At 66.5% G+C, this 21,518-nt stretch carries 17 protein-coding genes and 1 pseudogene; 9 read left to right on the top strand and 9 right to left on the bottom strand.

Annotated elements, in window-relative coordinates:
* Positions 1 to 431: 431 nt before the first annotated feature.
* The 4 genes from ACFFGY_RS00205 (at position 432) to ACFFGY_RS00190 (ending at position 5,466) form a co-directional block, all read left to right on the top strand.
* Positions 432 to 2,027: a hypothetical protein gene (locus tag ACFFGY_RS00205; RefSeq protein WP_377042322.1), complete on the top strand. Its 1,596-nt coding sequence runs from the start codon at positions 432 to 434 to the stop codon at positions 2,025 to 2,027.
* 350 nt (positions 2,028 to 2,377) lie between these two features.
* Positions 2,378 to 2,950, top strand: coding sequence for a sigma-70 family RNA polymerase sigma factor (locus ACFFGY_RS00200; RefSeq protein ID WP_377042321.1), 573 nt, complete (start codon positions 2,378 to 2,380; stop codon positions 2,948 to 2,950).
* Positions 2,943 to 3,713 carry an anti-sigma factor family protein gene (locus ACFFGY_RS00195; RefSeq protein WP_377042320.1) on the top strand — a complete coding sequence of 257 codons (771 nt, stop codon included), beginning with the start codon at positions 2,943 to 2,945 and terminating at the stop codon, positions 3,711 to 3,713. The genes ACFFGY_RS00200 and ACFFGY_RS00195 overlap by 8 nt, the downstream gene beginning before the upstream one ends.
* A 130-nt stretch (positions 3,714 to 3,843) precedes the next feature.
* On the top strand, positions 3,844 to 5,466 hold the full coding sequence (locus tag ACFFGY_RS00190) for a GMC oxidoreductase (RefSeq protein WP_377042319.1): 1,623 nt from the start codon (positions 3,844 to 3,846) through the stop codon (positions 5,464 to 5,466).
* Between the two features lie 112 nt (positions 5,467 to 5,578).
* Here ACFFGY_RS00190 and ACFFGY_RS00185 read toward each other — a convergent pair whose 3' ends face one another.
* Positions 5,579 to 6,682, bottom strand: a complete 1,104-nt coding sequence (locus tag ACFFGY_RS00185) for an NAD(P)-dependent alcohol dehydrogenase (RefSeq protein WP_377042318.1) — start codon at positions 6,680 to 6,682, stop codon at positions 5,579 to 5,581.
* Positions 6,683 to 6,731: 49 nt separating this feature from the next.
* Between ACFFGY_RS00185 and ACFFGY_RS00180 the strand changes: the two genes are divergently transcribed.
* Positions 6,732 to 6,866, top strand: coding sequence for a hypothetical protein (locus tag ACFFGY_RS00180; protein ID WP_377042317.1), 135 nt, complete (start codon positions 6,732 to 6,734; stop codon positions 6,864 to 6,866).
* Between the two features lie 87 nt (positions 6,867 to 6,953).
* Here ACFFGY_RS00180 and ACFFGY_RS00175 read toward each other — a convergent pair whose 3' ends face one another.
* The gene (locus ACFFGY_RS00175; protein ID WP_377042316.1) at positions 6,954 to 8,147 is read right to left on the bottom strand and encodes a polysaccharide biosynthesis/export family protein; all 1,194 of its coding nucleotides are present in this window, start codon (positions 8,145 to 8,147) and stop codon (positions 6,954 to 6,956) included.
* Between the two features lie 480 nt (positions 8,148 to 8,627).
* Between ACFFGY_RS00175 and ACFFGY_RS00170 the strand changes: the two genes are divergently transcribed.
* Positions 8,628 to 8,858, top strand: coding sequence for a hypothetical protein (locus tag ACFFGY_RS00170; RefSeq protein ID WP_377042314.1), 231 nt, complete (start codon positions 8,628 to 8,630; stop codon positions 8,856 to 8,858).
* 1,106 nt (positions 8,859 to 9,964) lie between these two features.
* Here ACFFGY_RS00170 and ACFFGY_RS00165 read toward each other — a convergent pair.
* Both ACFFGY_RS00165 and ACFFGY_RS00160 read right to left on the bottom strand, forming a co-directional pair.
* Positions 9,965 to 10,177, bottom strand: a pseudogene (locus tag ACFFGY_RS00165) (oxidoreductase); the annotation flags it as partial.
* Between the two features lie 40 nt (positions 10,178 to 10,217).
* Complete coding sequence (locus ACFFGY_RS00160; protein WP_377042313.1) at positions 10,218 to 10,979, bottom strand: SDR family oxidoreductase; 762 nt, start codon at positions 10,977 to 10,979, stop codon at positions 10,218 to 10,220.
* A gap of 105 nt (positions 10,980 to 11,084) precedes the next feature.
* Here ACFFGY_RS00160 and ACFFGY_RS00155 point away from each other — a divergent pair, with 105 nt between their 5' ends.
* On the top strand, positions 11,085 to 12,104 hold the full coding sequence (locus ACFFGY_RS00155; RefSeq protein ID WP_377042312.1) for a LysR family transcriptional regulator: 1,020 nt from the start codon (positions 11,085 to 11,087) through the stop codon (positions 12,102 to 12,104).
* A gap of 335 nt (positions 12,105 to 12,439) precedes the next feature.
* On the top strand, positions 12,440 to 14,071 hold the full coding sequence (locus tag ACFFGY_RS00150) for an alpha/beta fold hydrolase (RefSeq protein WP_377042311.1): 1,632 nt from the start codon (positions 12,440 to 12,442) through the stop codon (positions 14,069 to 14,071).
* Between the two features lie 279 nt (positions 14,072 to 14,350).
* On the opposite strand, the gene ACFFGY_RS00145 is transcribed toward ACFFGY_RS00150, so the two are convergent.
* The 3 genes from ACFFGY_RS00145 to ACFFGY_RS00135 all read right to left on the bottom strand — a co-directional run bounded on the left by ACFFGY_RS00145 (position 14,351) and on the right by ACFFGY_RS00135 (position 17,777).
* Positions 14,351 to 15,115: a WecB/TagA/CpsF family glycosyltransferase gene (locus tag ACFFGY_RS00145; RefSeq protein ID WP_377042310.1), complete on the bottom strand. Its 765-nt coding sequence runs from the start codon at positions 15,113 to 15,115 to the stop codon at positions 14,351 to 14,353.
* Between the two features lie 67 nt (positions 15,116 to 15,182).
* On the bottom strand, positions 15,183 to 16,220 hold the full coding sequence (locus ACFFGY_RS00140) for an NAD-dependent epimerase/dehydratase family protein (protein WP_377042309.1): 1,038 nt from the start codon (positions 16,218 to 16,220) through the stop codon (positions 15,183 to 15,185).
* Positions 16,221 to 16,520: 300 nt separating this feature from the next.
* Positions 16,521 to 17,777, bottom strand: coding sequence for a glycosyltransferase family 4 protein (locus tag ACFFGY_RS00135; RefSeq protein ID WP_377042308.1), 1,257 nt, complete (start codon positions 17,775 to 17,777; stop codon positions 16,521 to 16,523).
* Positions 17,778 to 18,512: 735 nt separating this feature from the next.
* Between ACFFGY_RS00135 and ACFFGY_RS00130 the strand changes: the two genes are divergently transcribed.
* The gene (locus tag ACFFGY_RS00130; RefSeq protein WP_377042307.1) at positions 18,513 to 19,334 is read left to right on the top strand and encodes a LuxR C-terminal-related transcriptional regulator; all 822 of its coding nucleotides are present in this window, start codon (positions 18,513 to 18,515) and stop codon (positions 19,332 to 19,334) included.
* 83 nt (positions 19,335 to 19,417) lie between these two features.
* Here ACFFGY_RS00130 and ACFFGY_RS00125 read toward each other — a convergent pair whose 3' ends face one another.
* Together ACFFGY_RS00125 and ACFFGY_RS00120 are read right to left on the bottom strand one after the other, a co-directional pair.
* Complete coding sequence (locus tag ACFFGY_RS00125; RefSeq protein ID WP_377042305.1) at positions 19,418 to 20,908, bottom strand: right-handed parallel beta-helix repeat-containing protein; 1,491 nt, start codon at positions 20,906 to 20,908, stop codon at positions 19,418 to 19,420.
* A complete protein-coding gene (locus ACFFGY_RS00120) occupies positions 20,892 to 21,245 on the bottom strand; it encodes a hypothetical protein (protein ID WP_377042303.1) in 354 nt (117 codons plus the stop codon). The genes ACFFGY_RS00125 and ACFFGY_RS00120 overlap by 17 nt, the downstream gene beginning before the upstream one ends.
* Positions 21,246 to 21,518 lie beyond the last annotated feature (273 nt).

The following is a 21,518-nucleotide window of genomic DNA, read 5'->3' as shown; positions in this document are numbered from 1 at the left end:
GCCCGCTTCCCTGCGCACAGCTGCTGCGGGTCCGCGAGCTGGTGCCGCAAGGGTCGGTGCCACCCTGGCGGGCCGGTTCGGTGCGTGGCGGAGGCGGAGCACAGCGAGACCCCGTGGCCGCTACAGGCGCATCCTGGCCTACTGTCATTGCTGGTACGTTTCAAATATGATTCATTGCGATTATGGAACTTTTTGGCCGTGCCTTCATGTCCTGCCGTGTCCTGGTGCTGTTGGCGCTGCTGCACCTCGTGGCCTGCACCAACCTGCCCACGAAGAACCAACCCGACACGGCGGCAGAAAGAGTTCCGGCAACACCGGTGCGTTGGCGTGTCGACCCGGCGTGCCTGGCCGCGCAGCCCCAGACGTCCGGTCAGACCCGCGAAGAACTGGCGGCAAGGTGCCGATCCTCCTCCCAGCGGGACCTCATCTCGGTGGCATTATCCGGGGGCGGCACCAAGGCAGCCGTGTTCTCCGGCGAGGCACTCTTCTACCTGGATTTCCTGGGGCTGCTCGGCCGGACGAGCGTGCTCTCCTCCGTGTCCGGCGGCAGCTTCGCCGGGTCCGTCTACGCCCTGTCCTGCGACCCGGACACGCCTTGCCAGGGCGTGCAGCCGCACGGGCGCGAACGCCCGGTGTGGCTCTACGAACCCGTCATGCGAACCCTGGGCCAAGGCTACAAGGAACTGATCCGCGAGCAGGCCGTGCGCGCCTTCATGCCGCTGGTTCCGTCCACGGTCAGCGCAGGCCGTTTCGCCGAGATCATCGATCGGCAGTTCCTGGGCGAAGGGCGCGGAGGACGTGACCCGTTCACCTTCGGCGATCTCAACCCGGCAAGACCGCACCTCTTCCTGAACGCCACGATCACCTCCGAGAACCGTGTCGGACTGGGGAGCCAGGTCGCCCAGGCAGGGTGCTGGCCCCTGCCGAACCGCGGCTTCCTGCGCCGACGGACACCCGACGAGTACTTCCACTTCGCCTTCAGCGACCTTTACTTCGGTATGTTGAAATCGCGCGTTTCCGATTACCCGCTGGCCTCCGGCGTCGCAGCATCCTCGGCCTTCCCGGCCCTGATCGACTTTGCCCAGTTGCAGGATTACTGTGCCACCAAGGACAGCGAGCGCACCGTGCTGCTGATGGATGGTGGCGCCAACGACAACCAGGCGCTCATCGAGATCTACATGATCCTGTCGGAGCTGGTTTACGGCCAGCACCGCTCCGACCTCTGGCAGCTCAACCCTCGGGCGCTCGAAACATTATCCGGGCAGGACCGGGCCTTCGTGATCGTGATCAACTCCTCCGTCACGGAGATGACCGGGGCCGATGTCACACGGCGGCGCCCCTTCGGGCTCATCGGCCTGCTGGATGCGGTGCTGTCGAAGTCACTGGCGGCGATCGACGTCTACTCCGCCGAGGGCTACACACTGCGCAAGCAGTCCTACCTGACCCTGGCGGACCTGCTCCGGCAAACGCAGCCGCAGGCCGCGCCGGTGTATCCGAGCGAGATCGCCCTGACCGCGCTGGACCAGTACGTCCTGGGTGGAACCGAGGCGGCACTGCGCGGGAAGGCGCAGGCGGCCGATGCCCCGGGCGCCGACATCGCGACCGCCTGGGCGGAACGGCGCGCCGAACGGCAGCGCCGGGCCTATGATGCGATCGTTGAGCGGCCGGAGGTACGGGATCTCCTGCGGCTCCCATCCTACCATCCCCAATGCTACTTCGACATGCGCAAGGCGCTCGACGCCTCGCTGGTCAGCCTGGATGAGCAGGACCAGGCCTGCCTGCAGGAGGGCGCCCGCTGGGCGACGGCCCTGCGGGCACAGGAAATGTGCGACAGCGCGGATCCTTTCGTCGCCCGCCCGGACGGGCTGCGCTGCGAAGGCGGCCACGTCGTTCCGGACCCTGCCCGCATCACGCGCCTGCCGCCCCTGCCGAGCCCGAGCCGGTGCGAACAGCGCGTCCAGGCCTACCTGAGCAAGCCGTCGGGCGCCCAGGCGATCGACCAACGCCTCCAGTGCAGGCGCTTATAGGGCGCCAGCGCTCATGCAGGGCGGCATTCGCCGGGCAGTCCCGTGAGGTGGTGGCGCATCCTTGATCCCGCCCGGAGGACATTTGCGCCTGCCCACCGGGGTGAGCGGGACGAGCCAGTGGTGCCTGGACCGTTGCGGGAGCGAGACCCGCCCGTCGCCGCATCGAAGCTCACGGATCAGGCCGCAATGAGCTTTCGCAGCCGATATGGCGGGGCACGATCAGGATAGCCGAGAGCGACACCGGAGCTTCAGGGCCGTATTTCGCGCCCAAGGCGCACAAAATCGACCCGCCAGGAGAAAAAACGACCAGCTGCGGGAATAAACCCGTCCTCGGCTCCGTTTCAGCCACCATGGCAGGCACGCGAAAACGGTTCGACGTCGAGGAGCAGATCCCCTTCCTGCGTCGTTACGCCCGCGTCCTTGCGCGGCACGCGGCGGATGCGGATGACCTCGTGCAGGAAGCGCTGGTGCGAGCCTACGACCGCCGCGCAGCCTTCCGCATTGGCGGCAATCTGCGGGCATGGCTGCTCTCGATCACCTACAGCACCTTCGTGGACGGCTGGCGCTCGCGGCGCTCGGAACGGGTGCGTGAGGGTGATTACGCAACGATCCAACCGCGTGAGGCTGATCCGACGCAGCTGGATCACGTTCACCTGCGCCAGATCGAGGAAGCATTCCTGCTCCTGCCCGATGATCAGCGCGCAGCCTTCCACCTCGTGGTGGTGGAAGGCCTCTCCTACGAGGACGCTGCCGCGGCCCTGGGCGTGCCAACCGGCACCGTGATGTCGCGCCTCAGCCGGGCCCGCGCTGCCCTGCGCGGCGTGGAGCATGCCGACTCCCGAGATGGCAGCGCCACCCGCAAACTGCCGCCGGGCGAACCGCGTCTTCGCGTCGTGAGTAGCAGAGGAGGGTCAAATGGTTGATCCGGTCTCGGACTTCGAACTGGACGCCTTCGTCGACAACCAGCTCGACATGGCCCGGCGCGTCGAGGTGGAGGATTTCCTGTCCCGCAACCCCGCCGTCGCCGCGCGCGTCATGGCGGATCTGCGCATCAACGACCAGGTCCGGCTTCTGCAGCGACGCAACGCGCCTCCCCCGACCATGACCGCCGCCGCGTCGGCAGCCGTGCGCAAGCTCGAGCGCAGCCTCGTTCGCGCGTGGTGGACACGCGGCCTGATCCGCGGAGGAATCGCCGCAGCTCTCATCGGATTAGGCTGGCTGGGCAGCGTGCAGCTCGGCCCCACCATCATCCAGGAAACCGAGGCTTCTCCCAGGATTCCATCCTTCGTGGACGAAGCGGTGTCGGCCCACCACGTCTCGATGCTTCGGGCCGCGATGCCGTCGCAGGAAGAAGATCCCGACTACAACCCGGCGGAAATCCGTGCCGTGACGTCGATCACGGTTCCCAAGGTTCCGGGAGACTGGCGCGTCCTCGACGTGCAGGTGTTTCCATCCAAGGCAGGATCGAGCATCGAAATGGTGGTGTCGGTGCCTGGGGACATCGTCCTGTCCATCTTCGCGGTCCGGGCTCCGGCACCCGGTCAGTCGGTGCCGCGGCACGTCCAGCAGGCGGGCAAGAACGTCTTCTGGTGGTACCAGGGCGAGGTTGCCTACGCCCTGACCGGCGACGTGGATCCGGACACGCTCGAGGATCTGGCATTGAACCTCGTTGATGGACTGCACTGAGCTTGCCGACCGGCACCGCCCCGCCAGGCCGTCGCGATTTCAAAATGCGCCCTGATCGTTCCCGGCCCTTCAATCACTTACCCCGGTGCTGCCGCAGTGCCGGGCGCAGCACGAATGGACACTGGCAACCATGTTCGTAGATCTCGAGGGCGTTGAGAGTGGCACGGTTGTTGAAGCCGACGTCGTCATCATCGGTGCGGGCGCTGCGGGTATTGCCATGGCCCGACGTCTTGCTCGAACCCCTTTGCGCGTGGTGCTGCTTGAAAGCGGTGGACTGAAGCCGAACGCGGCCGCGCAGGCGCTCAACGAAGGCACCAACCTTGGCCTACCCTACTATCCGCTGACGCAATCCCGCTCGCGGGGCTTCGGCGGCACCACCGCCACTTGGTCGGGACGCAACATTCCCCTTGACCCTGTGGATTTCACGCGCCGTGCCTGGGTGCCGCACAGCGGCTGGCCGGTGAGCTACGACACCATGCTGCCCTTCTTCCACGAGGCAAGCGCGGTGATGAACGTCGGCCAGGGCAGCTACGGTGCTCTCTGGGACGAAGTTGGTGTTCCGGACCCGGCTCTCGATCCCGCCAGCTTCGTGGTGCGTTTCTGGCGCATTCGCGCCGAACGTTTGGGCGAACGCTATCGCGACGAGTTGCAACGCTCGCATTCTGTGACGGTGCTGCTGGGCGGCACCGCAACGGAGCTCCTGGCATCGGGTGACGGACGCACGGTGTCAGGAGCCCGCGTTCGTACCCTGGGCGGCCGCAGCTTCGAGCTACGCGCCCGACACTTCGTACTCGCCACGGGCGGGATCGAGAACGCCCGGCTGCTGCTGGCGTCCGATGCGCGGGAACGCGGTGGCATCGGCAACGGCCAGGGACTGGTCGGGCGCTTCTTCATGGAACACCCCAAGTGCCGCACGGCGACACTGCAGGCCACCGACCCGTACCGGATGCTGGAGGTGTGGCGCCAACACTACCCACGCAGTGGGCCGCGGCTCTGGCCGAGCATCGTGTCCACGCCGGAGGTTCAGGCCCGCCACGGCATCCTGAACTCCTCCCTGGCCATCTACTTCCGTTCATTGCCGGGGGTGACGGAGGCGGCGTCACGCATCGGAACTGCGATCAAGCAGCGTCGTCGCCCCGCGATGGGTGACCTTCTGGCACTCGCGCCGGTGCTGCACGAGGTGCCGGCCAACCTGGTACGACGCTTCGTGCGGCGACGGTCCTTCATCGTCCGGCCCACGGCGCTGTACGTCCTGACGCGCGGGGAACAGGCACCCAACCCGGACAGCCGGGTGGTGCTCTCGACGGAGCGCGATGCCCTGGGTCAGCGACGGGCCGACCTCGACTGGCGGCTGTCCTCGCTCGACAAGCACTCCGCGAAGGTGATGACGGAGCTGCTGGGATCTGAGTTCACGCGCCTCGGCCTGGGCAAGGTTGCGCCTGATGGGTGGCTCCTGGATGGCACCGCGGACTGGCCGCTGGAAGACACCGAGGGCGATCACCACACGATCCTGCAGGGTGGGCACCATCACATCGGCACCACGCGGATGGGAGACAATCCACGCACCGCCGTGGTGGACGCGGATTGCCGGGTGTTCGGCAAGGAGAACCTTTACGTGGCGGGCTCCTCAGTGTTCCCGACCTCCGGCTGGGCAAACCCGACCCTGACCATCGTGGCGCTGGCGCTGCGGCTGGCCGACCACCTGGCCGTTCAGGCGGTGGCAGCACCCATGCCGGTGGCGGATGCCGCGTAAGCAGCCGGCTGGCGGCGCGCCGTAACCGCGCTGCCCAGTCGTCAGGATGCGGCGCCACCCGGCGTCGCCACGAGACACGGTCAGGGCGCGGCCATCGTGCCGCTGCTGCTCCTCAAGCCGCCTCGACCTCCTCGGCACGCAGCGAGGCGATGTCGATGACGTAGCGGAAGCGGACGTCGCCCCGCTCCACCTTGCGGTAGGCGTCGTTGATCTCTTGGATCGGGATCACTTGGATGTCGGGGCCGATCCCGTGCTCGGCGCAGAAATCCAGCACTTCCTGCGTTTCCGCGATGCTGCCGATCAGCGAACCCGCGACGCTCTTGCGATGCATGGCGCGCTCCATGTTGTTTTCCGGCGCCAGCGGCTCCAGCGCGCCCACCACCGCCAGCGTCGCGTTGCGCTTGAGCATCTGCACGTAGGGATTCACGTCGTGCTTCTCCGGCACGGTGCTGAGCATGAAGTCGAAGCTGTTCTTCAGCGCCTTCATGGCGTCCTTGTCGCTTTCCGGCACGCAGCTGACGCCCAGGCGCGCCGCCTCTTTCTTCTTTTCCTCCGTGCGGGTGAAGACCGTCACTTCCGCACCCATTGCCTTGGCGAGTTTCGCTGCCATGTCGCCCAGCCCGCCAAAACCGATGACGCCCACCTTGTCACCAGCCTTGACCTTCCAGTAGCGCAGCGGTGAGTAGGTCGTGACGCCGGCACAAAGGATGGGCGCGGCGACTTCAGGCTTCAGCGCGGCCGGGATCTTCAGTACGAAATCCTCGGCCACGACGATGCGGGTGGCGTAGCCACCGAAGGTGTTGTCGCGACCGTAGTGGTTCTGCCCATCCGGTGACTTGGCCGCCGGCACCATCGGGCCATTGTAGGTCGCGAGCCAGCTGTTCGGACCCTCGCAATACTGCTGCTCCCCGGCCCGGCAGGGCTCGCAGGCGCGGCAGCTGTCGATCATGCAACCCACCCCCACGACGTCACCGACCTTGTGACGCGTAACCGAGCCGCCGACCCGCGCCACGCGCCCGACGATCTCGTGCCCGGGCATGCAGGGGTAAACGGTGTTGCCCCACTCGTTCTTCGCCTGATGGATGTCGGAGTGGCAGACGCCGCAGAAGAGAACCTCGATCTCGACCTCCCCAGCCTTGGGGTCGTCGCACTGGAACGTCATGGGCCGCAAGCGGCTGAACGAGTGCTTGGCGGCGTAGCCGATCGCTTGGGGCATGGTCAGTCCGTGGGTTGAACAGGCTGCGAAGAGAGTCGGAGGTGAGAACGTGCCCGGCGCTCCCGTGCTGCAGTTCCTCGCGCCGGAACTTCGTTTTCGACGAGCCAAGCTGTTCAACACCGTGTCATGGACGATCCGGCACACCTTTCCGGGTGCCTCCACGGACCTGCGGCCGGCCCTGTGAAGGTCTCCATTCTCCTCGCCCGTGCCATCACTCACACGATGGGTGATGGCAGGCAGTTGCGAGAACCGGAGCCGACGTCAAGGACCGTCAGAAGAGGCCGCTGCGGACCGACGCGATGGAACCCGTCCCGGGGCTCAGCAGGCTGAGAAACTTCGAAAGCTCCGTTGCCGGGGCATTGGACGTGTAGATCAAGTCGCCGTCACGGATCGGGAACTTCGATGCCATGAAGAACACGGAAGGATTGAGGAAGTCCACGAGGTAGACCGTGGGCACATCCTCCGGTGCATTCGGCGGCACCGCCAGCCCGGCGGCTTGCAGGGTTTCGCGCTTCTCGAAGCGATAAAGAAACACCGCTCGTGGGTTGGCGCGGTCATCGGTCAGCCCGCCGGCGCGGGCCACCGCATCCACCATGGACAGGTTCACGGAGTCGAAGGGAAAGCGGCGGTTGATCTGCTCCACCGAATTGGTCTGGCCCATGGCGCCGAGGGTGGTGAAGTAGCGTGGCTCCCGCGATATGTAGACCACGTCGCCGGGACGAAGCGCGATGTTCTGCGAGGGGTTCTGCGCGATCTCACCCAGCAGGGCGTGCACCACCCTGCCCCTCCGCTGCACCGTGACCATGCTCTCGTAGGACGGGTACTTCGGCCCGCCAGCCCGTGCGATGGCGCTCAGCAAGCGTTCGCCGCCTGCGTCGAGTGGCAGGCGCTCCGCCTTGTTGACCTCGCCAAGAACCGAGACGGTGCTCGATTGGCGGTCCGTCAGTGTGACCACGACCTGGGGTTCCAGGGCGCGATTTGCCAGGCGCGCTTCGATCGCACGCTGCACCTGAATCGTGGTGCGCCCCTGGGCACGGATGGTTCCGCCGTAGGGGATCGAGATATTGCCCTGACGGTCCACCTGCTGCCCGGGCAATGTCACGAAGTTGCCCGAGCGTGAACCGGCATCCGGCGGGATGAAGAGGCCTCCGGCGCCACTCTCGAAGATGGTGACCACCACGGTATCGCCGATCCCGATCAGGGTTTCGCTGACGGGCTGCTCAGCCGCGCTCTGATCAAAGGACGGCGGTTGGTCCTTCGTTTGAAGTAAGCTGACCAAGGGCTGCGTCAGCGGCACCAGAACATAGGGCAACGATGCCGTGGTCTCGGTGGGGCCGGTTGCAAGGGCGGCGTTGCCAAGAACGCTGGCTCGGTCCGGGCCACTTGTTGGCAGAAACGGTCCGCTCTGGGCGCAACCCGTCAGCGCCAACACCGACAAGATTGAGAGCGCGTGCAACGCTTTCATACCCAGGCTCCGGAATTGAGACGCGCCCTCATAGCCCATTCACCGTCAAATGGAGAGCAAAGCTTATCAGAAGCGCGACCGATTCTGATAATTCTATCTTGCAAACGCGCGCCGTAAACACCCTCACCCACGACAAGAGGTGAATAGCAACCTCAACGGGTGCGATACGGCTTTGGCAACCTCGAGCTAGGCCGCCCTGGCAGATAAACTCTCGGGGGTACCGTTTCGCGCTGCTCAACCCAGGCGAGAATCCAAAAACCCCGTGGCTGCGACCAATTCCGATATGGACTTTCCCCCTGAAATGCCATGGACTGCATTGTCATTGTGCGGCACAACATCATGGCAAGCACCACTCCGCCCGCTCAGCGAGGACGCTGCGGCGACGCTGGATCTGCGGATGTGGATGTTGCGCCGAGATGCTTCCGGCCATGGCAGCATCGAAGGCTTGCTCAACCGCGGTGGACACGCCAGGAAACGCCGATGGCCGGACGGGCAAGACGATCAGGCTGGGCAGCGATCGTGCTCGCGGTCACGGCCACGCTGTTCGACTTCACCACCATCCTGCCGGCACTGGCGGGCGGTTACACCCTTAAGCGCAGCGTCAACTTCGATCTCATTCCTCACTACGACACCCTCCCGGACGAGGTGATCGAATCAGCCCTGCGCTGGATCAGCGTCTGGACAGTGCAGGAATTCGACGCGGAACCGTGACATCCGTTGGAACGTCACTGGCTGACCGCTCTGGTAACAGCCCGGACTGTGGCGCGCCCTGAGACACTGCCAAGCCTGACCAGCGCGAACCCCAAGACCTGCGGCCACGCACCGCCGGAGCGTTCCTGTCTTCGTTGAAATCCTCCGATGGGGCGAGCGGCTGTTCCAGGCGCTGCGCGGTCGAGCAACGCTTCACGTCCACGTCCTGAAAACGGCAATGAATTTGCCTGCTCAATATTATACTTCGCTGCCGCGGCGGCATTACGCCAGCACCATGCGCCCGAACCGGACACCCGACTGCAACGCGGCGTTCAGTGGTGATCCGACTCCCGCCGTGAAAATCTTTCATTTAAAATCCACGCCACTCTCCCTGGAATTTAACTTTTTGCATCTTTGGTCAAACAACATTCAAACGAGGTCGCGGATTTACACACCGTTTCACCACCGCCATTCAACACAGCCGCACCAAAAGGATTACCCCCAGCACCTCTCAGGCAAATCGGGCAGGAATGACTTGCCGGCTTCAGCCACCGCTAAGTCGGACATATGCAGCCCCATATTCACGGCAGTTCTGCTCGAAAGCAGGCGATCAAAGATCCAGCAACATCCATGTGCCGTGGCCGTAAATTATGGCGCTCCTGAGCGCGGCATGGTGCTGCCGTGCCGCGCTGGCGGTCCGTTGCAGAGCCTCGGGCAGCAGGTTGCCCGTTTGGCTTCGGCCGCTTCCTCCTGTTGCCTTGGCGAGGGCGCGCAAGACACCCCACCAGGCTGTGTCCTCGAAGTAATGCCCCCTCCACCATGCAGTGGATGAGCAGCAGGCAGCCGCCGGCATCGCCGATGGAACGGTGGCTCGCGCGGGAAGCCAACGACCCATGCCGCCGCCGCGCGGGTGGCTTCACCCAAGCGGCGGAAATCATCGCTCAGGATGTGCAGCACTCCCGACCGACACCTTCGGAGGCACTCACCCGCGGACGAAGTCCAGCAGATCAGCGTTGCGTTGTTCCTGGTGGGTGGCGGCAAGGCCGTGCGGCGCGCCCGCGTAGACCTTCAGCGTGGCGTGGGCACGATCTTCGCAGGGCGTCCCCGTGACCTGCTCGCCATCCAGCGCCCGTGGCGCAGGGCCACCCTATGCCTTCCCGCGAGATGCCGATCGCCTCGGAGATGATCAGCCCCGCCGTGGCGCGCTGGGCGTAGTAGCGCGCCATCACAGGTGTCGGAACGTGCTCGCGCGTTTTGCGGGCGCGCGTCATTGGCACCATCAGGATGCGTTTCGACGCCTCGATCGCACCGATGCGTATAGGGTCGCACAAGGAGGGCATGCTCGGGCTGTCTCCAGGGGCGGGATCGAGCGCTGCGGCGTCAGACGAGGCGTGAGCCACCGTCGACGTGCAGCGTTTCGCCATTCAGGAAGCCGTTGCCCATCAGGAAGACCACCGCAGCCCCGACCTCCTCGGCCGTGCCGAGGCGGCGCAGCGGCAGCTTCTCCTTCAACGCCGCCACGTAGCCATCCCGGTTGGCCCCGAGCGTGCGGGCGAGCAGCGGCGTGTCGGTCGTGCCCGGCGACACCGTGTTCACGCGCCGCGGTGCGAGTTCGAGGGCGAGGCCACGGGCCAGGGCTTCCATGGCGGCGGAGGCAGCGGCCAGCACGGCGGTGCCCTGCCCGGTGGGACGGTCCGCCAAGGCGCCGGAGATGAAAGTGACCGACGCCTCCGGGGAAAGGCGGTCACCGAGCGCGCGCAGCGTATGGACCGCCGCCCAGATCCGCTCCTCGAAGGCGCGCCGCAGGTGATCGACCTCGGCCTCGAGCACCTTGCCGGCCACGAAGGTCCCGGCGAGCAGCACCAGGTGGTCCACCTGCGCGATGCCCGTGAGAGCCGCCGTGATCGTGTCCGGCTTCGTCACGTCCGCCGCGCGCCAGCCGGCAAAGCCGTGCTCGGCTGCGACGCGCTCCGCACCGGCGGCATCGAAGCCAACCACGATCACCGACGCACCGGCCGCCCTGGCTTGGCGCGCCGCGGCGAGGCCGATGCCGGAGGTGCCGCCGAAGATCAGCACCGTACGGTTCCGGAGGTTCCCGACGAGCGAAGAAGGCGAAGCGATGATGGGGGTGGGCTGGCTCACGGAAGATCCCTTTGCTCAGGCGCCATCGCGGCACCCGTGGGCAAAACTGTGGAAACTGTGGATGAACTTGAAAATCAGGCTCCATATCGCTTTAGTTGTGCCATCATGGAACAGATCGGCCTGGACCGGCTCACGGGTATCGTGGCCTTCGCGCGGTCGGCCTCGCTCGGCAGCTACACGGCCGCGGCCCGTGTCCTCGGGATCTCACCCTCGGCGGTCAGCAAGAGCGTCCAGCGCCTCGAGCAGCGCCTCGGCCTGCGTCTGTTCAGCCGCACCACGCGCTCCCTGACGCTGACGCCGGAGGGGCGCGACCTTCACGAACGGGCGCTGCGGCTGCTGCGCGAGGCCGAGGAGATCGAGCAGGCGGCGGTCGCGGCGCGGTCGGAGCCGGCGGGCGTGCTGAAGGTCGCGGCCTCGCTGCCGATGGGCGTGCACCTGCTCGGCCCCGCGCTGCCGCGCTTCCACCGCCGCTATCCCAGGCTCTCGATCGACCTGCGCCTGAACGACCGCGTGGTGGACATCATCGAGGAGGGCATCGACGTCGCGATCCGCGTCGGGGAGCTCGCGGATACCCGGCTGATCTCGCGCCGGCTCGCGCCGCACCGGGTTTGCGCCTTCGCCTCGCCGGACTACCTCCGGCGCCGGGGCACGCCGAAGCACCCGGACGAACTCGTGCAGCATGACTGCGTGAACTTCCGCTACCAGAGCTCGGGTCAGGCGCTGCGCTGGCCCTTCCGCATCGGCGAACGCGTGGTCGAAATCACCCCGGAGCCCGGCATCATCGTTGACGCGAGCGAGACCGTGGCCACCGTGCTCGTGGCCGGCGGCGGCATCGGCATCTCGCCGACCTACCTGGCCGCCACCTACGTGCGGCGCGGCGAACTGGTGCCGGTCCTGCAAGCCTTCGCCGTGCAGCGCTCGGTCATCACGGCGCTCTGGCCGGAAAGCCGGCGTGGCAGTCCCAATGTCCGGGCCTTCCTGGCCTTTCTCGACGAGGTCTTTCCGTCACCGCCGCCATGGGACAGGCTGATCGACGACAGGGGCCGGCAGCCGGTGCTCGCGGATCAGGAGAAGTCCGGGCCTGTGGCGCCGTCTTCCAAATCAGGCACCGGCACGAAAGGCTGATAAAGCTCGGACCGAGCGATCACCGCCCTGGCCAGCGCAGAAGCATGAACCCCGCATCGAACAATCAGCGGAGGGTGAGGCGAAGGCTGCGACGGGCCTGCGCCACGGCGCACCGATGACCGGCGAAGCTGCCCTGCAGCAGGTGCCGCCGGGGCCTCGCCGATCCGGCTGCGCCTGGCAGGAACGGCCGGCGGCCGGCAGGGTCCCGCCGGAAACTTGCATCATGCCATGGCCGGTGGTTCGCTCGGCGGACCGGAAACATCCGGCCGCTGCTGTCCAGGCAGAAGGTGGCAGGAACGGTTTTCCGGTCAAAAGAAAGCATTCCGAGGAACGCCGTGCGGTTCACCCTTCGATCAGCCCTGTTCGCCACGCTGCCCGCCCTGGCGCTGGCACTTGCCTCCACCGCCTGGGGCCAGGCCGCAGCCCCGTCAGCCGGCGCGAACCAGCAGCCCGCGGTGAACCCTGGGACGCCGGCACCGGACTGCCGCATCCACGTCAACTACGACCGCAACGCCGAACTGGTGGGCTACGCGGCCCTGCCGGACGGCAAGGCGCCCTGTATTCCTTTCACCGCGACCTACCAGCTGGTGCCCGGGAACTACGCCGGGGCCGACTTCTACGCCGAGGAGTTCACCGACGCGAAGATCCGCGAGCGCTGGGCCACCTGCCGCGAGAACCCCGCCTGCGCCGATCCTGCCCGCAAGGGAGCGCAAGGCTTCACCGCCTATGAGCCCCGCCGCACCGGCAGCGTCCAGCCCGAGGGCCGCATCGACCCGGACGGCGCGGTGGACCTGCGCGCGGTGCGCCGTCCCGGCTTCTTCGCCCGCGCGCCCTTCAGCGAGCCGATCGCGGCGGCGGAGCCGCGCACCACGACGGTGGAGTTCACCGTGCCGCGCGACAGCTACGAGCGCCTCCACCTCAAGCTGACGGACTCCATCCACCTGCGCGGCTGGTACATGGAAGGCAGCGGCATCGACGACGGCGCGGGGGGCAAGCGCCGGGCGCTGGTGATCCTGAACAACGGCGGCGGCAGCGAGCTGACGGCCACCGACGATCCGGCGCATGACGGCATCTCGCGCGACGCGCAGGGGCGCTACGTGGTCGACGCTTCCGACAACGGCGCGGGCGAACAGCCCGGAATGCGCCACTGGCGCGGCTTCCTCCAGGCCTTGAACGCCGCGGGCTTCGACGTGCTGGTCACCGACCGCCGCGGCAACGGCATCTCCGGCGGCCGCAACGGCTTCAACACGGCCGAGCAGGCACGCGACATGTTCCGGGAGTTGGAACAGCTGGAAACCGGCGAGGGCCTGCGCCTCCTCACCCCCGCGGGCGAGCTGCTCGAGGGGCGCGCCGCCGCCGGGCGCCTGCTCGCCGGGCAGAAGGCGCGGGAAATCCCGGTGGTGATCGGCGGCTACTCGCGCGGTTCCTACGCCACGGCCTGGGCGATGCAGCAGAACTTCGTGGCCGATTGCGACCGCGACCAGCCCGACGCCGCCTGCAAGCCGCCGCGCGGCTGGACAAACATCCGCGGTGCGATCCTCTACGGGCCGAATTCGGGTGGCCTCGGCTGGCGCCCGGCCGGGCACGACATGATCGAGGCGGCGCTGCGTGTGGAGCGCAACACCACCTACTACCCGGACAGCGAGGTTTATGCCGGCATCGCGAAGTGGCCGGGGCTGCTGATCATCAAGGGCACCTGGGACTACGTGGAAGGGTTGGAAGGCTCGCTCACCGCCTGGCGCCGCGCGCCGGAGCCCAAGGAGATCGCGGTGTTCCGCGGCCCGCACGTGCTGAACACGCAGAACGCCGACAACATGCGCTTCGCGGGGGAGCGCATGGTGGCCTTCGCCACTGCCGCCGTGCTCGGCCGCAAGCAGGTCGAGGGTGCACACGCCCCGGCCGACCTGCGCGCCCTCGTGCTGTCGAGCCCCGATCACTGGGAGCTGACCACCGCGCCGTCGAACTGAAGGAAAGCAAGGTCAGGTCCTGCGAGGTCCGCAGGGCCGGCCCTGCTGTCGCCGCCGGGATCGCGAATGCCCGGCGGCGCACGGGTGTGGTCAGGAAGTGCTTATCCTTCAGCGGCCGCTTGGCCGCCCGACGATGTGGGGCGGGCTGACGATGCCGTTCCCGCTCCAGGCGTCGCAGAGCGCCTGGACGGCCTCGGTGCCGGCGTCCCTGAGGATGCGCTGCACGTTTGCCGCCCTGACCCTGGGCCAGGAGGACAGAGTTCGTGCGCGTTGCTGCGCCTAAGGGGATGCCCGGCGCACGAAGCCCAGCTTCTGACACGCCACCAGCGCCACGAAGCGCGGGTTGCTGCTCAGGTAGCGTTTCCAGAGCCGGCGCGGCTCCTTCACCAGCCGGTAGGTCCACTCGAGGCCCGTGCGGCGCAGAAAGGGTGGCGCCCGGGTGACCAGGCCGGCATGCATGTCGAAGGCGGCGCCGACGCCGATCAGAACCGCGGCCGAAAGACGATCCCGGTGGGACGCCATCCAGTACTCCTGCTTCGGAGTGCTGAGGCCGACCCACACGATATCGGCGCCGCTGGCGTTGATGGCCTCCACCACCGCATCGTCCTCATCGGGCGTCAGCGGCCGGAAGGGCGGCGAGTAGGCGCCAACAATCCTGGCCTCCGGCGCCATCTGCAGGAGACGCTCCTGCAGGAGGGCCAGGGTGGCCGGCGAAGCCCCGTACAGGAAATGCCGGTCGCCGCGCGCCTGCGACGCCCTGAAGAGGGCGGGCATCAGTTCGGGGCCGCAGACCCGGTCGCTGCCAGCATGCCCGCCGAGCCAGAGCAGCCACGCCAGCGGCATGCCGTCGGGCGTCACCATGCCCGCCCGGTTGTGGATGTGCATCAGCTCTGGCGAGCGCTGCGCTTCCATCACCCCGTGCACGCCGGTCACGCAGACGTAGTGCCGTTCGCCCTGGTCAATCCACCTGCCGATGGTACGGACGGCGAGGTCCATGTTCACGGCGCTGACCGCGACGCCGAGCACGTTTTCCCGCGCTATCAATGCTTCGTCTCCGGGTTGTTTGCGCGTTGTCGGCCCGACCAGGCAGGTCGGGTCGGGCCGAACCGGCTCAGGCAGCCACGCGGGCGCGAGCGCCCTGACCGACCATGCTGTCGTGGATCCACTGGTAGGTCTTCTCCAATCCCGCGCGCAGCGAGATCGACGGTTCCCAACCCAGTTCGGCGAGGATCATCGTGTTGTCGCTGTTGCGGCCACGCACGCCCTTGGGCGCGTCCAGCTTGTAGTGCCGCTGCAGCCGGATCCCCGCGATGTCCTCGACGATGTCCACCAGCCCGTTGATGGAAACCAGCTCGGCACTGCCGATGTTGATCGGCTGCTCGACCTTGCTGTCCATCAGCATCCGCGTGCCCTGGACGCAATCGTCGATGTACATGAAGCTCCGGGTCTGGTGACCGTCACCCCAGATCTCGATGGAGTGGTCGCCGGAAAGCTTGGCCTCGATCACCTTGCGGCAGATCGCCGCGGGCGCCTTTTCCCGCCCGCCCTCGTAGGTGCCGTTCGGCCCGTACACGTTGTGGTAGCGCGCGACGCGGGTGATCATGCCGTAGTCTTCGGTGAAGTGGCGGCACATGCGCTCGCTGAACAGCTTCTCCCAGCCGTACCCGTCCTCGGGCATCGCGGGATAGGCGTCCTCCTCGCGAAGCGGCACCACGTCCTCCGACACCTGCCGGTCGGCGGCGTAGACGCAGGCAGACGAGCTGAAGAAGTAGCGTTCCACACCGGCCTCGCGCGCGGCCTGGAGCATGTGCGTGTTGATGAGCACCGACAGCATGCAGTCGGCCTTGTGGGTCTCGATGAAGCCCATGCCGCCCATGTCGGCCGCGAGGTTGTAGACCGCGGACATGCCGCGGACAGCCTTGTGGCACTCCGCTTCCTTTGACAGGTCCCCCTGCCAGCTCTCGACGCCGTCGGAGACCTGGTACCATTCTTCCAGCGGCTTGCGGTCGACCGCCCGCACCGTGAAGCCAGAGCGGCGGAGGTCGGCTGCGAGGTGGCCCCCGATGAAGCCGCCCGCGCCGGTGACCAGCACGGTTCCGGCCTGCGCACCGGTGGTAGCGATCGCCCGGGCGATCGTGTCGTTCGTCATCAGCTGCTTCCCCTGGTCGTGCACCGTAGCGTCCCCGACCGGGACTTCTCCCGGAGCAGGCGGTTCAGGATGTTCCGGTGGGGCGATGACGCGCGAAGGCGCATCGGGGGATACCGTCTTCAGGATTAGAAACCGGGTCGCGGGTGAGGTTATCGCGGGTCCTTACTCCCATGGTGGTACACCCACGGCGCGGAGTGGCTGATCGCGACGCCGTGCCGCCGAGATTGATCCTCCAGGCGGTTCAGGACGGCGGAGTGAAAACTTCTCGGGGCGCTTGGCGCCGCGGCAGCCGCCCAGAGGTCAGTGCGCGCAGACCTGCGCATAGGCCCGGGCGATGCGGTCCACCCGGTAGCGCTCCTGCAACCGGACCACCTGTTCGTCCGTGGGCCGGAACTGCTCCGGACTGCGGAGCATCACCTCCAGCCGGCTCGCCCATTCGGCGACGCTGAAGGGATCATCAAGGTACTGCGCCACGCCCATGGTCGTTTCCGGCAGCGCGGTTTCCCGTGTCGTCAGGGTCGGCAAACCCATCCCGAGCGCCTCGACCGCCGGCATGCCGAATCCCTCGAACACGGATGGAAAGGCGAAGGCGGTTGCATGACGGTAGTAGTGTCCCAGCGTCGCGTCATCCACGTAGCCGGTGAGACGGACGCGATCCTGGATGCCCAGGGATTCGATGAGCGGCCGCAGGCCGGTGCGTGCCCCCGCAACGCCGCGCAGGCCGCCATAATCCTGCCCGCAGAGCACGAGCAGCGGATCACGGTTCCGCTCCGCCACCCGGGCGAAGGCCCGCACCAGCACCTCAAGGTTCTTGTGCGGGTATTGCGCGGCCACCGACAGGACATAGGGACGGTCAACCGGTGTGCGGTCCCCATCGTGACCCGCGAAACGGCTCCAGTCGATGGGGTTGGGGATCACCGAAAGCTTCCGCTCCACGCGCTTGCCGAAGACGCGCAGGGCGTCATCGCGCACGAAATTGGAGATGACGACGACACGGTCGGCCTTCAGCACCGCCAGGTTCTGCGCTGCCCGGAGCCAGGCGCGCTTCTTCGCCGAGAAGTTGGCGGGGAAGTGGCGGTACTGCATGTCGTGCAACACTGTCACGATCCGGCCAAGGCGCCGGGGCGTGATCGGTGGCACGAAGTAGTTCGGGAACAGGATGGCATCACCGGCGACCGACGGATCCAGGCAGGCGCGCTGCTCGGCCAGGAAGCGCGGCCCACCGCCACCGCTTTCCCGAATCCGCAGCGAGGGGTGGCGGCGCAGCTGTTCCACGGCCGCCGGGTCCATGTTGCGTTCGGATGCGCAGAGCACGGTCACGTCGCTGCACTCGCGACTGAGGCCGCGCAGCAGATTGTAGAGCATGTGCTCCGCCCCGCCCACGCGGCCCGCGTAAACGAAGTGGGCTGCGATCAACAGGCGCAGGGTGGTTCGTGTTGCCGCGGCCGCGTGGGCAGGGCGTGCCTGTCCATGATCCGGGCTGAACCCGGCTTCCAACGCGGAAGTGTCCCTTGCGTGCTTCGTGACGTCCATCTGCTGTATCGAGGACGCCGTCATCGCTGCCTTCCGGGAAACCGCCTATCCAAGGCCACTCTAGCGGCGCGGTACGTGGAGGGCAGGGAACAGGAGGGTTAGTTCGGAAGGGTGAGGCCGTTCACCGCGCATGATCGCCACCCGCCGCTCATGCATCACCAGCGTGCGGGGAAACTGCCGCCTCGCCGCGCAAATGCCTCCGGCAGAAGTGTCACGACCGGGCCAGAGTCGCGTAGGCCCGCGATAGGCCGTGGCCCCGCAGGCTGTACGTGCCGCAGCGATCAGCCGCTCGCTCCCGAGACACCGGCCATCGCGACAGCTTAGCCTTTGGCAAACCCGATTTGATTGAGGAAGAGTGGGCGTTCCCGGCCTTGCAGCGTCACCAGACGCGCTGGCGCAGACGGGAAGCCAGGATCTGGCGGCCTCCAACCCAATCCATGGACGCCAGCAGCAGGCTGCGGAGCTGCTCAGAGGATCGGCTCCCGAATCAGATGATTACCCGGCCAGCGGATCATCCGCGGCGGAACCCTCGATCCATCTTACATCTGCCGGTTGAAGTAACGTCACCGGTACGGAACGACGTCTTTACACCAGAACGATCATTTTTTGCATTATCTGCAATTATAGTTTTGTGACCCGTGGTAAAATGTAGAAAAACGTTGAAGTGATCCCGTTGGTGAGGCAACTTACCTTTTGTAGGCCATCCCACCGCATTTGCATCCGTCATGCCCCATGCTCTGATTTTGATACAGCACTTCTGTGCCCAAGAAGAACATGGGGATGAACTTTACGGAGGTGAAATTGTATAAGATTATGATTGTCGGCCGGGATCGCCTCATGCGTGAGGGACTGCACCAGCTCGTTCGCAGGTCTCCAGCAATACTGGTTGCGGACGGAAGAAATGCTTCGGAAGCGATCGGGATGCTCGCTTCGGACGTGACACCTGATCTGGCACTTCTCAATCTGCAGCTACAACACGAGGCTGATGATGAGTTGTCTCAGCTTCGCGAGTTGCAGCTCCGGTTTCCGGAAACCAAGCTGGTCATCCTCGGCGACGTCGTGCGCTCAAGCATCGTGAAACAGGCGGTCCGGGCTGGCGCCCATGCCGTGTTGTCGCGTGAGATCTCCGGGGACATGCTCCAGAAATCGCTGCAGTTCGTCATGTTGGGCCAGTTGCTGCTGCCAGCTTCGATCGTGCTGTCCATGATGGAGGATGTGGCGAACGGCACCCATGCCGACCGTCCGGGATCGGGCGAGCATCCGGACGTCATCACCGCGACCCTCCCACCGTCCGGCCTGCTCCTGCCAAACAACCCGCCCGCTCCCCGGCAGCACCGCACGGGTCCCTTGTCCGACCGCGAACGGGAAATTCTGCAATGCCTGATCGATGGCCTGTCCAACAAGGCGGTGGCCCGCAAGCTCGACATCGCTGAGGCCACCGTCAAGGTCCACGTCAAGTCGCTGCTGAGGAAGATCCAGGTTACCAACCGGACCCAGGCAGCCGTTTGGGGATTGAGCCAGGGCGCCGCGATGGAACTGCCCTCCCCTGCGGCGCTGGTGCAGGATCACGGGAACGACTGACAACGGCGATCCTCAGGGCGACTTTCCACCAGCCCCGCCACCATGCTTCGTGCCACCACCCGCGGGAAACCGAACCCAAAGGCTCAGCCACACTGTCTCCCCGCGACATCGGCCGCCGGCTGCATGCTTTCCTGAACCCCGGACCACCAGGCAGCATCACGCCTCGGCCCTACCAGAGCCAGGTCAAGGCCACGGAAGCCGATCAGTGCGGCCGTCGACCGTTCTCTCATGGAGTAATCGCCAGCGCCCGGATCGGCAAAGCCTGGGTCCCCGGACAGGGGGTTGGTGTCACTGGTGGGACCGTACGACGTAAACGCACCGTAAGGGTTGACGTAAAGGTTGCCATGGATGTCCGGAACGCCGCCGTCAATCCAGTCGAACGATACGGGCGCTGCGCTGGCGGAATAGATGATGTTGCCGGACACGACGTTGTTTCGCATCGTGTTCGCCGGGGCGGTATCCGCGGGAGCAGCCTGGAACAGCACGGCGGAGGCATTACTGCTTCCCAGGTCAAGCAGATTACTCGTCACGAGGTTATCGTCCCCGCCGTGGATCTGGACGGCGTGACGACCGGTGTCGCGCACAACATTGCCCAAGACGTCCACGCCGCTGGTTGAGTCGTCGAGATAAATGCCGATGGTGTGTTGATCCGGCCTGCCCGCCCCATCCACCAGGTTGCCCTCGATCCTGGCTCGCGTGTCCACCTGGCTGCGCCCGAGCATGTAGATCGCCCCGCTGTCCACGGCGTCCTGGTTGGCTCTGCGGACGACGTTATAAGCGATCACGTTGCCGATGTTCGTGGTGGCTGCGTCCCAGCTGAGCACGCCGATGCCCATGCCGCGCGTGTTCTCGACTAGGTTGTGCGCCACCCGGTTGTTGTTGACGCCGTGCAGGAAAAATCCTCCTCCCGTCGTTTCAGGCGCTCCGGTGCCGTCCACCCTGTTGCTGTCGAACAGGTTCTGATCGCTGCCGTCCTTGGCCTCGATCGCGCTCTGCGCGGAACGCTCGATCCAGTTGCCGGACACGGTGTTCCGGCTCGAAGCATCAAGCACGATGGCGGTGCCGGTGCGGCTGAAACGGTTTGCCAAGACCCGGTTGCGATTGGCATGGCGCAGGCGCAGGCTGCCCTCGGCCGACGAGTCCACGAAGTGGAAGCCCGCGATGGTCACGCCATCGGCGCCATCCAGGAGGATCAGGCTGTTCTCGCCAAGGCACGCACCCTCGATCACGGGTCGCTGTTCCGGGGCCGCCAGGATGGCCACCCCGGAATGCTCCCGCCCGAGGCGAAGCGAAACCGTGGGGCGATAGGTTCCCGCCGCGACGTAGACGACCCGGACAGGACTGCCCCGGAGCGCTTCCGCAGCACGGTTGAGCGTCGCGAAGGGATGCGCCGCGCTGCCCTCGGCCGCGTCGTCGCCATCGGGGGAAACGTGGAAGGCCGTCAGACTTGTCACCGAAGCCGGTGGGGCTTCGGCGGGCGCCTCTGCCGCGCCCGCCGCGGTGACCATGATCGGAACGGCGGCGGTCCAGAACAGGACGAGGAGGCTACGAACAGCCTCAGCACGGCTTGGCACGGTGCCGCCCCCGCGTGCAGGCAGAGTGAAGAAACGAGATGCACGCCGCCCGTCTCGCCAGCACAGCGGCCTCCTCCCAGTCATTCTCCCACAACTGGCCGGCGATGGCGGCACGCAGCGCAGCGGGTTCCGTGCCATGGTCCATCATGTCCGGCTGGTGGAAAGCGGGCACGGGCACGCGCCACAGTTCCTGCAGGCTCCGCAACAGCACGTAGGGTTGCGTGGACAGCATAAGGAGGTCCGCCTCGGTCCCGACCTCCAGCCCAACCTCCGGACGATGCACCGAAGCCCAGGTCGCGCCCGATCGTCCCGTGCGTCTCGTCATGACCATCAGCATGACGCTTCTATGCCGCTCTGCATGGCGCAGTCCGCTCCCCTGCCAGGTTTCCGGCGATGGAAGCCTGGTGGTGCTGGCTTCCCGGTCCGTTGCGACGACGCGGTGGTGCCAACGGGCCGCTTCGCCAGTATCGGTATTGGTGGACTGCCCGAACGGCGTCGCGGCCAGACTTTTGGTCGGTGGCGGGAAACGCGGCAAGGACGCCGAGTAAGTAATACCATTTGCTCGGCGCAAATCGCTTGTTCAGCACCAGCGTGGGCGCGACATGGTGTT

The organism is Roseomonas elaeocarpi (assembly GCF_042433915.1).
GTDB lineage: Bacteria > Pseudomonadota > Alphaproteobacteria > Acetobacterales > Acetobacteraceae > Roseomonas > Roseomonas elaeocarpi.
Note: the sequence above shows the minus strand (reverse complement) of the source record. Positions and strands in the feature narration are given on the sequence as shown.